The sequence below is a fragment of the Bradyrhizobium sp. 138 genome (genome assembly GCF_023074075.1).
GTDB lineage: Bacteria > Pseudomonadota > Alphaproteobacteria > Rhizobiales > Xanthobacteraceae > Bradyrhizobium.
Genome location: NZ_JADPKT010000054.1, coordinates 1 through 11035, shown reverse-complemented (window position 1 = coordinate 11035; position 11035 = coordinate 1). Strand labels below are relative to the sequence as shown.

The following is an 11035-nucleotide window of genomic DNA, read 5'->3' as shown; positions in this document are numbered from 1 at the left end:
AGCGTACGAGCGGATGGTGGCGGCCTGGAAGGAGAAGCCAAAAAAAGTGGCCTTGAACTGACGATAGGGCTTCTCAACACCATCCGTGGTCAGGCAGATCCTTCCATCGTGGACAAAGCGAGCAAAGCCTTCCCATCGGTTGAGCAGATAATTGATCGGCTTGATCACGTTGGACGAACGCGAGAGCCGGGCGGATTCCACCCGTAGCCAAGCCTCAAAATCGCTCAGCAGGGCCGCGCTTCTGTCTTGGCGGACCTGTAGCCGCTCCGCAGCACTCGACCCATGGATCTCGCGCTCGATCTCGAACAGCTGGTCAATTCGACGAACCGCTTCCAGCGCAATGGGCGAGATCGCCGTCGCCGATCTTCCGCGGCGAGCGTTCTGGGCGATATCGGCCAGTTCGAAGAATGCTCTGCGGCCGTGCGCCCAGCAGAAGGCGGCCGTGGCGGGCACCGCCTTGCGCCCGGGATCGAAGAGCGCGTTGAACCCGCTATAGGCGTCGGCTTGAAGGATGCCGGCGAAGTCCTGAAGATGCCGCACCGGATGTTCGCCGCGCCGATCGCGCGAGGCGTAAAACAGCGCCGCCGGCGGACCTTGCCCGCCAAATGGCCGATCGTCGCGGACATAGGTCCAAATCCGCCCGGTATCCGTCTTTCCCTTCGCCAGGATCGGGATCTTGGTGTCGTCGCCATGGAGCCTATCGGCGGAGAGCACATGGGCTTCGATCAGTTCAAAGATGGGCCTGACCGCGAACGCTCCGGCGCCAACCTGATCCGCCAGCGTCGAGACCGACAGGTCGATCCCCTCGCATTTGAAGCGCTGGCTCTGTCGGTTCAGCGGCTGATGCTGACCAAATTTGTCGTACAGGATCGTCGCCAGAAGCTGCGGTCCGATATAGCCCCGCGGCGTGGCATAGAACGGTGCCGGTGGCTGCGTGATCGCCTCGCAGTCCCGGCAGCTGAACTTCTCCCGCACCGTTTCGATCACCTTGAACCGGCGTGGGATCTCCTCCAGCGTCGAGGTCACGCTTTCGCCGAGCTTCGACAGCCGTGCCGACCCGCAGCAGGGGCATTGCGTCGGAGCCGGCAGGACCACGCGTTCTCGCACGATGTCGTCGGGGAAGGCCTGGCGAACGGGCCGCCTGCGCTCAAACGAACGCACCGTCTGCGTCTTGCCTGCTGCCTTCTCGGCGGCGAGTTCATCCTCAGTTGCAGCCGCCTCAAGCTCCTCAAGCTCCAGCTCTAGCTGATCGAGCAGCCGCGCCGATCGCTCCGAGCGCGTGCCATAGAGCGTCCGCCGCAGCTTCTCGATCTCGAGCTTGAGATGGGCAATCAGCGCTTCGGTGCTCGATTGCTTCGCCTGGGCATTGGCCGCTTCAGCAAGCCTGGCTTCCGCCGCAAGCCTGGCCGTGCGTTCGGCCAAAATCATTGCATGCGCGGCGGCAAGATCGGGCGGCAGGTCGGCGCTGGATTCCATGGCCAGATGGAATCACATTCGCGGCCGAACTCAAATAACAAAGTCTCACCCTACGCTGGTCGGACGCCAGGACTCTTGGGGATTGCGCCAGTCGATGCCAGACAACAGATAGCTCATCTGCGCCTGCGAGATCGACACCACGCCGTCCGCCAGCGACGGCCAGACAAAACGACCTCTCTCGAGTTTCTTCGTAAACAGGCATGCTCCCTGGCCGTCATGCCAGATCACTTTCAACAAATCACCCCTACGTCCACGGAAGCAGAACAAATGACCACTCAGCGGATCGCGGCGCAGCACCTCTTGCACCTGCAACGACAATGAGGCGAAGCCTTTGCGCATGTCGGTGTGGCCCGTCGCCAGCCACACCCGAACTCCCGTAGGGACCGGAATCATTGCGGATCCAGAGCCTCGATAATCCGGCGAAGCGCCTCAACGTCGACGCCCGCATCAACAATGACGCGCCGTCCGCCAGCCAGCTCGATCTCAATCCGACGCTTCGTCGAATGTGCGGTCGCGCTCTCCGACGAGGCCGCCACCGACGCCACGGGCCCGCCCTCGGACATAACTGCCCTGACAAACCCAGCCTCGGATTTGGTTCCGTTCGCTGCGAAGGCTCTTCGCCAGGTCACCAACAGAGAACGTGATAAGCCGTATCGCCGCGCTGTCGCCGCAACCAGGCGCGGCTCGGATAGGCTTTCCAAAACAATCCGCGCCTTCTCCTCCTCAGACCAGCGGCGCCGCCGGCCTGTATCAACCACTTCAAGTCGATTCAGCGTACTGATCGTATGGCTGTCCATACGTACAGTTCTCAACCATCAGGCCAGCCCGCCGCAAGGCGTCTCCCCTCGGAGGCTTACCGCGCATCGATGCCGCCGAACGCTACAACTTACCTGACGCCAAGCGTCTTCCAAACCTTTGAAGACAGAGCTCGGTATCCCTCCGGCGGCGCACCCCTTGCGTAGTTTGAGATGCGGCCCGAGGATTTGACCTTAAGTCTACCTTTAAGGACGCGGCGAATGCAGGTCAATGTGTTGGAGGCCGAGCGTCGGCGGCGATGGAGTTACGACGAGAAATCCGAGCGCGCTCTAAGGGCAATGTTGTGGGTGCCCGTCGCATATGTGGTCGGGCAGGGAAGCGCGCAGGTAAGTACTGAGCTTGTTTGACCGAGGGCACGCAGGGTGTTCATATCCGCTCACGATTCTGATTGCGTCGCTACCGTGGCGACGTTGACCATGAGGACAACTCTCAACGCCACCACTCAAGCGAGCTCCCGGACGTCCTGTCCAGCACTGCCTCGAGGTCGGCATCAACGCGTTGCTTCGTTAGGGCTGACATAAATCACCGCATTCAGTTCGTGATTACTATCGGCACTGCGCGATGCGGTCATGCTTGGAGTGCAAGGCAGCTCCTCCGCCAAGCAGACGTTGAGTCCTCACGACGACATTCACTCGTCCCCGAAGCTGATCTGAAGCTGGTTTCTGGATGCCGGCGCCTCACGTAATTTGTCGTCCGTTAAGAGCGACCAAGTGACTGATGTGGAATCGTAATCTGGCAGACCAGCTTTTTGCGATTGCAGGGGTTTGATGCTTCGGGCGTCGGAACCTTGCAATTTCATTTTCAGGATTCCGTCGAATCGACAACCATGATTCCGTGGTCGCATCGGAGGGGGCGATGCGGCCAAAGAAGCAGAAGGCGACGGGATCGGGCGATCTGTTCCGGGCCAGGCTGCACCAAATCATCAATATGAAGCACGAGCTGGTTCAGCTCGTCGGCAAGGTCCATTGGGACTGGATCGACGGCGAGATCGCGCCGCTCCATAGCGAGAATGGTCGGCCCGGGATCGCGACCCGCTTCGTGATCGGGCTGTTGTTGCTCAAGCACATTTACGGGCTGTCCGATGAGGGGTGTGCGAGCGCTGGGTCCACGACCCATATTTCCAGTACTTCACCGGCGAAGAGTTCTTCCAGCACGCATTCCCGCACGAGGCGCTCGGACCTGAGCCACTGGCGCAAGCGGCTCGGCGACAAGCTCGAGCTGTTGCTGGCCGAGAGCTTGCGGGTGGCACACGAGGCCGGCGCGTTACGCAGCCAGGACCTCAAGCGGGTCACAGTCGATACCACCGTGCAGCCCAAGGCGATCACCTTCCCGACCGATGTCAAGCTCTTGCACGCGGCGATCAAGGGGCTCACCATGTGGCGAGGAAGCACGGGGTCAAGCTGCGGCAGTCCTTTCGCATTGCCAAAACCGCGACAATGACGGCGGGACGCTACGCCCATGCCAAGCAATTCAAGCGGCATCAGCGGCAGTTGCGCATCCTGCGCAGCTGACTGGGCCGGATCATCCGCGATATCCGCCGCAAGATCGAAGGTAGGCTGTGCTTGAGAACACGTTCGCCCTCCCGCTCAGCCGGGCCTCGCAGATCCGCTCGCAGCAGCAGCGCCAGCGCGGCTTCAAGCTTTATTCCTTCCACGCCCCCGAGGTGGAGTGCATCGGCAAGGGCAAAGCAGCCGCGCCTTACGAGATAATGGCATGGACCACGCCCGCTCTCAGCGGCAACGTAGAGCCCGGCGGGGCAGCAGCAGGAGCGCAAGCCATGTCGAATACGAACATTGTCACCATCGGTATCGATCTCGGGAAAAACACATTCCACGTCGTTGGTCTCGATAACACCGGCGCAATCACGCTACGTAAGAAGCGGTCGAGAATCAGCTTGACCAGTCGCTGGCCAATGTTCAGCGTTGTCTGATCGGAATGGAGGCGTGTGCAGGCGCACATCATCTGGGGCGCAAGCTCGAGAAATTAGGCCATCAAGTACGGCTCTTGCCAGCACAGTACGTCAAACCATACCTCAAGGGTCACAAGAATGACTTTCGGGATGCTGAAGCGATCGCCCAGGCCGCGCAGGGGCCGACGATGCGGTTCGTCCCAGTGAAGTCGGCCGAACAACTTGATTTACAAGCACTCCACAGAGTTCGCAGTCGATTGGTGACGCAGAGGACGGCGGTCGTCAATCAAATCCGGGGCTTTTTGCTTGAGCGAGGGCTACCAGTGCGGCAGGGAGCGGCAGCACTCCGATTGGCACTCCCCCAAATCCTCTCGATGCCTTCGGAAAGCCTATCACCTCAGGTGGTTCGGCTCGTCCAGGACTTGGCCGAGGACTGGCGTTATCTCGACCGTCGCATCGCGCTCGTCACCAAGGAGATCAACGAGATCGCGGAGCAAGATGCGCATTGTCGCCGCCTGATGAGTGCGCCGGGCGTCGGGCCAATCATCTCAAGCGCGATGATGGCCGCGATCGGAACTGGTGATGCGTTCCAGAAGGGCCGCGACTTTGCGGCATAGCTTGGTCTGGTACCGAAACAAATCTCGACCGGTGATCGAACCATTCTCGGTCGCATATCAAGACGCGGCAACCGGTATCTACGAACACTGTTCATTCAGGGAGCCAGAGCCGTACTGCTGAGGCGCCAAACCTGGGCCAGGCACGGCTTCGGAGCCTGGCTGGAGGCAGCATCGAAGCGGCTCCATTCGAATGTACTGGTTGTTGCGTTGGCCGCAAAACTCGCGCGGATGGCCTGGAGCATGCTCGCAAAAGGCCGTGACTACGAAGCGAGTTTCCTGGGCCACACCGTATAGGACGCCAGACCCGGGAAGGAGGAAGATCCACGATCCGATCGGAATAGCACACCATCCCGCCGAGGTTTGCGAGACGGAAAGGACGAATGGAGAAACGGTTCCACCGACACTTCTGAAGCCTGGTTCGACGCCATGGCCCTTCTTGAGGCCGGCGAGTTATTGAGGACAGAAGTGGGCGGATATCCATAATGGCTCGGGGCGACAGCTTCAAATCGAAGCGGGATAGATTGGCGCAGACCGCTACATCCCTTTGTCGATTCCTCTTGCAACGCGGGCGTGGTCCATAGATCGGCGTCAAAGCCTCCATCGTCACCAACAACCGCCGTTCTCCCGGGGGCCTGTTCGTGCTGCACGCCAGGGCGCTACTCGATAACCCGTACGACGGTCACACCTTGCGGGACGTCATCGACCGCACCGAGACACTCACCGGCTGCGCGATCGAGCGGGCCTATGTCGACAAGGGATACCGCGGCCACGACGCACAAAATCCCCGACGGATCTTCATCTCCGGCCAGAAGCGCGGCGTCTTCGGTGTCATCAAGCGCGAGCTGCGCCGCCGCTCCGCCATCGAACCCATCATCGGACACCTGAAGGCCGATGGTCACCTCGGCCGCGGCTACCTCAAAGGCCGCGCCGGCGATGCGGCTAACGTCATCCTCTCGGCCGTCGGCCACAACTTCCGCCGCATCCTCGCCTGGCTTAGAGCTTTTTGGTGCCTGATCCTGACCACCCTCACGCAGGCACGAGCGACCGCTCACCGCTGAAATCGGGTTCTTAACATGGCGTAATCGCGGCTGACCGCTTCTCGAAGGCTCGAGATCCAGTAGGATCTGCCTCGGTGAATCATCGAAAGGAAGCAACTCATGAAGCAGTACGTCGGTTTGGACATCTCTATGGAAGACGCCAGCATTTGCGTTTTGGACCAGAACAGCGGCGTGACATTCGAAGGTTGCGTGCCCTCCGATCCAGAGGCCATCGCTAAACTCTTGCGGCAGCATGCCGGCAATGCTGAGCGGCTCGTTTTTGAGAAACCGGCTCGCTATCAAATTGGCTTTGGCATCAGCTCAGGGCGCTGGGCTTTCCGGCTATTTGCCTTGATGCGCGTCATGCCCACGCAGCGCTATCGATGCGCATCAACAAGTCGGACCAGAACGATGCCAAGGGATTGGCCGAAATGGCCCGCATGGGATGGTACCGTGAAGCTACCGTGACGGGGTCGGAGAATTGGAAACCCGTTCGATGCTAGCGGCTCGAACCAAGCTGGTGAATCTGCGGCGCGACCTCGACAACCAGATGCGAGATCTGTGTAAGGGGTTGGGAATAGTGCTCAGCAGAGCCGGTTCGACCAACCTGGCAAAGTCAACGCCGTGCTTGCTGACGCGCCGGATTTACGAGATATTTTCGCGCCGCTACTCCTTGCCCAGTCATGTTTGACCGAGCAAATTGAGAAGTTTGATCGACAACTCCTGGCCATGGAAAAAGGCGACCAAACTGTCCGGCGAATGATGACCGTTCCAGGTATTGGTCCCCTGACTGCCCTGTCCTTGGTCGTTACCACCGATGACCCCATTCGCTTCAGACATTCGGCCGACGTTGGTGCCTATCTTGGCCTGACGCCAAGACGTTATCAATCCGGTGAGATCGATCGCACTGGCCGCATCTCTAAGCGCGGCAACCACCAGGTTCGAACTCATTTGTTCGAAGCCGCGGACGTCCTACTGACCGTTGTCCGGCGAGGTTCTGCGCTCAAGCGATGGGCAGCAAGCTGGCCAAACGCATCGGCGCCAAAACGGCCAAGGTTGCTCTCGCGCGCAAAATGGCTGTCATCCTCCATTCCATCTGGACCGATGGCACCGAGTTCCAGGCAGAGCTACGCACCGCATGAACCAGTCTTAAACCAACCGAGATCCGCCTTCGGCGGAACATGCGTCCCTGCCGGGACGGAAGGTGTTGGCAATCTCGAAGTCGTCCCTGCGGGCGATACGCACCGCGCTCTTAACATCGAGATGCCACACCTCTTGAACGCTATCATGCGGCGCTCCTGCATAGCGACGACCGCGGAAAGAACCATGAACCCGGCAGTGGATCATTTTTGTCGATCGATTGACATCGTGCCCGCGATTGAAGAACGGACGACTAATTTGAGCAGTTCTGGAAGTGTCAACTCTCTTGTGGACGAACCATTCGCCGAGTCATCTGTCGCCATGCGGAGCGCACTGCTACCCTTCTCTCTGCGTGTACTGCCCCGGCTCTGTCGTCGTTGTGGCAAGATGAATCTGGACCGCTCGCAACGTTGCCTCTATGTCAGAAAGCAAGAGCGGCAATTTTGGAGCCAGCTGTCTATTGTTGTGTTCGATGAACTGGAGAAATTCTTCGCTGTACATGTTCAAATAGCTAAGACTCTTGATTGCTGCACTTGACAATGCCGGGACCGACGAGAAGTCTACAATAGTCCGTGGCTCCAATCGCAGGAGCCCGTTCTGCAGGATGGCCTCGTATTTTTCATCGACTTCCGTGGTTGCAATGACCACGATCGAACGTGGTTCGCGCTCTTGTCCAATCTCTTCCGGGCGCAAGAGCGCGACTTCTATATCGGTGTAACGTCGAAGACGTTTGCGAAGAGCCTTAGGATTGCGGGTTACGACTATCGTACCGCGGAATCGTTCTCCCACGCCGCTCCTGATCAGCCCGCGACCGAGCATACCTGCCCCAATGACGTAAAGTCGATCGGGTCGCTCTCCCTCCCTAAATCGGCTCGCTATGATGTCTCGGACTATCTGATTGTAGTCGAAGGACGCGACAAACCCCTGTCGCTCACGCGCGGCACGACCGATATCAAGTGCGAACCGTGCGACCTGGGAAATCGGACACTTCAGATCTACAAGTTCGATTGACTTTGCGAGCTGATGGCTGACGTAACTCTCGCCGAGGATCTGGGAGTGAGCGCTGGACGAAATTTCCGCGAGGCGCCGGGCAATCGCGGTTGGACCTTCAATGCGTTTGTATGAGAGGCCAGAGAATATCGTGCTCTCAATATCTGTAAGAGCGGCCGCGTCGCCGTAGGCTTCAACTCGCACGCAAGTTGCGAGCAGAATAATTCCACACCTCGCCAGGTCTGTAGCCAGCGACTTTATCTTCGCCGAAAGCTGTGCCATCGCGAATGGGGTGGTCATCTTGTGGTCAATGTAAATGCCATGGAGCTGGGACATGTTCGCTTTCTGAAGTTCATTGAATCTCAAGTGGGAGTTGACGGCGAACGCCTTGCGGCTGAGGTCTTCCAGCGGCCTTGCCGCTAGCTGCAGGCCCATATTCCATGAGCCCGGCTTCGGCCTCACAGCGGATATGACAATCGTGCTCCGCGGGATGCACCGTCTTTGTGAAGGCACGTATCTGCCGATATTTCACTTGCTAGGGATTCGACCTCACACGTTAATCGCCTTCGTGCAAGGAGCGTACCATTTGGTTAGTTGCGGCGACCTGAGGAACGAGAGAACCAATCCTGCCAGCTGCGCACAAAGAGCTCCCAGATACAGTTCTGCATTTTGGTCTATTGCCCGCCGAAAAGGAAGTAGACGGACCAAGTACCGCTGTCTCCTGAGTTCGACGAACCCGGCCCCTTCTTTTTGCTGCGTGTCCGAGATAATGGATCTTCCGCAGGAAAGCCGTCACTCTCATCGAACGGCCCCGGTGAATTTGTACGCTGTCGGACATGTGACATAGCCGTAGGATCGTAGATCTATCGCTTAAGTGGCTGCTCCGTTTGGCGCGGTAAATGCAGGATTGTCCGCGAACTCGTCACGGGCTGGAATGACGCTAACCAATGATGACTCTCTCCGCCAAAGCCGCAAAAGCCGCACTACCCACCGCCCGGTCGCCATCGCCCGCGCGCTGGCCATGCAGCCCAACCGTCATGTTGTTCGCGAGCCAACCTCGGCGCTACGCTCGGAGTTGGTGGGCGAAGTGCTCGCAGCTATTCGCCAACTAGCCGCAGAGGGAATGACAATGGTTATCGTCACCCAGGAGATCGGTTTCCCTAATGAGTTGGCCGATTGGGTGGTCTTCATGGATCAAGGCGTCGTCGCTGCGAGCGGCGCTCCGCGTGATCTTCTGCCGTCGAACTCCAATCCAAGGCTCGCCGCTTTTGTCGGACGGTTTACGGAACAGGCCCGTTCTCGGCCCTCTCGCTGCGCCAGCGGCCGCACCTTCAACTGCATCTTCCAACAAAGGATAGTAGAACATGACGCAAGTAAACTGGGGCGGCATCTTTCCCGTGCTCGTCACTCCCTTCGGAGCCGAAGGTGCCATCAATGATACCCGATACAAGGCGCTCATCGACGAGGCAATCGCGAATGGCGCACAGGGCATCGTCGCCGCTGGCAGCACCGGAGAATTCTATGCACTCACAAAAGCGGAGCGTGCGCGCCTTTACAAGTTGACGGTTGATCACGTTGGCCGTCGCGTACCCGTTCTGGCGGGCGTTGCCGACCTGCGCGTCGAAGATGTCCTGGAAGCGTGTCAATCAGCCGTCGCGGCGGGGTGTGCCGGCGGCATGCTTCTTCCGCCGATCTATGCCATGCCGAGCCCGCGCGAGATCGTGGCATTCTTCGACCACATTTCGCGGAACACGTCGCTGCCGCTCATGCTCTACAACAGTCCCCGCCGCGCGGGCGTCGACATCACCCCCGCTCTCGTGGAGCAGCTGTCCACGATTCCAACGGTGGTCGCCATCAAGGAAAGCTCCGGACTTATCGCTCAGGTAGGCGAGCTTATGCAGCGCGTGGGTAATAAAATTCGTGTTTTCGTCGGCTATGAAACAATGATCGTTCCGGCGCGCGCCGTTGGTGCGCATGGAGTGGTCGCAATGGCACACCAAATCGCCGGTCCCTTGATTCGCGATTACTGGGGCAAGGCGCTCACTCGCGATAAGACGTTAGATGCCCTCGGCCGAGACGTCTTCGCGTTCTATCGTTGCTTCCAGTCCGGGGCCTACTACGCCGCAATCAAGGAGACCATGAGCCAGCTTGGTCGCGACGCTGGTGGCCCGCGCCTTCCGTTGCTGCCGTTGGCACACGAACAAAAAGCGGCCATCGCCAAGATCATCGCCGAGGCTGGTCTAACCCGTTGGGCCAAGGCTTGAGCTCAGCCGCAAAGTGCCTCTGCCGCACGTTCCTGCCTTCTTGAGTCCCAGGATAGCTAGGTGCATTGCCTCGAAACTCATGAGGGACTAAGCCATCGCACGTGCGAATGTCTCGTTCAACGGGTCGGCCAGATACGCATTGGTCGCTGCTCCGCGACTGCTAATCCCATAACGGAGCAGTTATAGGCCGCCTTTAGCGGCATCAACCATGAACGTGACATTTCTAGGATCCTTGTACGAAATCAGGGGAGCAGAAAGGGCCAGGCTGCCTCACCGCCCTAGGACCAGACCTTCGGGCTGTGGAGAGATGGTTCCTTGTCTGCGTACGGCGGCTGCTACGTTCAGCGCAAAGTTCGATCGGCTGTTCAACTCTGACCAGCTCTGCCGGTCGTCCATGGCTCCACCTAAGCAATCGGGGTGCAATCTGAGCCTCAGATCCCGAGAAAGTTCAGTGGCAGGCCACCAGGAGATGCGGCGCTCGAGAGGCAAAGAGCAAGGCGCTAAGAGCTGGCTCCGGAAATCTGGACAGGACGATAAGTGGAGTTTCTGCCTGACGCCGGGCAAGATTGTCCTGCGAATCAGGAGAGACGATGAGCAGATGACCCGCCGGCACCACGCACCGGCATTCAAGGCCAAGGTGGCGTTAGCCGCGATCAAGGGCGAGATGACGCTGGCCCAGCTGGCTGAGCATTTCGACGTGCACCCGAACCAGATCACGCAGTGGAAGTCCCAGCTTCAGGAAGCGGCGGCCGAGGTATTTGGTGCTGGCGGTGGCAACAGAACGAG

The 11035-nt window shown here is 59.2% G+C and carries 8 protein-coding genes and 4 pseudogenes; 8 read left to right on the top strand and 4 right to left on the bottom strand.

Features of this window, described 5'->3' with window-relative positions; all coding sequences use genetic code 11:
- The 3 genes from IVA79_RS19015 to IVA79_RS19005 form a co-directional block, all read right to left on the bottom strand.
- The coding region (locus tag IVA79_RS19015) for an IS66 family transposase (RefSeq protein WP_247555413.1) at positions 1-1428 on the bottom strand (1428 nt) is incomplete at its 3' end.
- 93 nt (positions 1429-1521) lie between these two features.
- Entirely contained in the window at positions 1522-1869 is a 348-nt protein-coding gene (gene tnpB / locus IVA79_RS19010; RefSeq protein WP_209296670.1) for an IS66 family insertion sequence element accessory protein TnpB, read from the bottom strand.
- Positions 1866-2273, bottom strand: coding sequence for a transposase (locus IVA79_RS19005; protein WP_247555410.1), 408 nt, complete (start codon positions 2271-2273; stop codon positions 1866-1868). Before IVA79_RS19005 ends, tnpB begins: the two co-directional genes overlap by 4 nt.
- Before the next feature lie 874 nt (positions 2274-3147).
- Between IVA79_RS19005 and IVA79_RS19000 the strand changes: the two are divergent.
- From IVA79_RS19000 to IVA79_RS37015, 6 genes and pseudogenes are all read left to right on the top strand, one after another.
- Positions 3148-3997, top strand: a pseudogene (locus tag IVA79_RS19000) (IS5 family transposase); the annotation flags it as partial.
- A gap of 72 nt (positions 3998-4069) precedes the next feature.
- Positions 4070-5112, top strand: a pseudogene (locus tag IVA79_RS18995) (IS110 family transposase).
- Between the two features lie 290 nt (positions 5113-5402).
- Positions 5403-5816, top strand: a pseudogene (locus IVA79_RS18990) (IS5/IS1182 family transposase); the annotation flags it as partial.
- A gap of 159 nt (positions 5817-5975) precedes the next feature.
- Positions 5976-6323 (top strand): hypothetical protein, encoded by a 348-nt coding sequence (locus IVA79_RS37025; RefSeq protein ID WP_346658196.1) that lies wholly within the window; start codon positions 5976-5978, stop codon positions 6321-6323.
- Positions 6324-6584: 261 nt separating this feature from the next.
- Positions 6585-6773 (top strand): annotated as a pseudogene (locus IVA79_RS37020) (IS110 family transposase); the annotation flags it as partial.
- Between the two features lie 92 nt (positions 6774-6865).
- Positions 6866-6997 carry a hypothetical protein gene (locus IVA79_RS37015; RefSeq protein WP_346658197.1) on the top strand — a complete coding sequence of 44 codons (132 nt, stop codon included), beginning with the start codon at positions 6866-6868 and terminating at the stop codon, positions 6995-6997.
- Between the two features lie 334 nt (positions 6998-7331).
- On the opposite strand, the gene IVA79_RS18980 is transcribed toward IVA79_RS37015, so the two are convergent.
- Entirely contained in the window at positions 7332-8420 is a 1089-nt protein-coding gene (locus tag IVA79_RS18980) for a hypothetical protein (protein WP_346658195.1), read from the bottom strand.
- 929 nt (positions 8421-9349) lie between these two features.
- Between IVA79_RS18980 and IVA79_RS18970 the strand changes: the two genes are divergently transcribed.
- Entirely contained in the window at positions 9350-10249 is a 900-nt protein-coding gene (locus tag IVA79_RS18970; RefSeq protein ID WP_247555408.1) for a dihydrodipicolinate synthase family protein, read from the top strand.
- A 598-nt stretch (positions 10250-10847) separates the two neighbouring features.
- Positions 10848-11035 (top strand): helix-turn-helix domain-containing protein (locus tag IVA79_RS18965; RefSeq protein WP_247555406.1); only part of this gene is annotated, 188 nt, incomplete at its 3' end.

Excerpts from the sequence above, each read along its gene's own strand:
- IVA79_RS18980 (WP_346658195.1), bottom strand. The coding sequence starts at position 8,420 with ATGGGCCTGCAGCTAGCGGCAAGGCCGCTGGAAGACCTCAGCCGCAAG.
- IVA79_RS37015 (WP_346658197.1), top strand. The coding sequence starts at position 6,866 with ATGGGCAGCAAGCTGGCCAAACGCATCGGCGCCAAAACGGCCAAGGTT.
- tnpB (WP_209296670.1), bottom strand. The coding sequence starts at position 1,869 with ATGATTCCGGTCCCTACGGGAGTTCGGGTGTGGCTGGCGACGGGCCAC.
- IVA79_RS19005 (WP_247555410.1), bottom strand. The coding sequence starts at position 2,273 with ATGGACAGCCATACGATCAGTACGCTGAATCGACTTGAAGTGGTTGAT.
- IVA79_RS37025 (WP_346658196.1), top strand. The coding sequence starts at position 5,976 with ATGAAGCAGTACGTCGGTTTGGACATCTCTATGGAAGACGCCAGCATT.
- IVA79_RS18970 (WP_247555408.1), top strand. The coding sequence starts at position 9,350 with ATGACGCAAGTAAACTGGGGCGGCATCTTTCCCGTGCTCGTCACTCCC.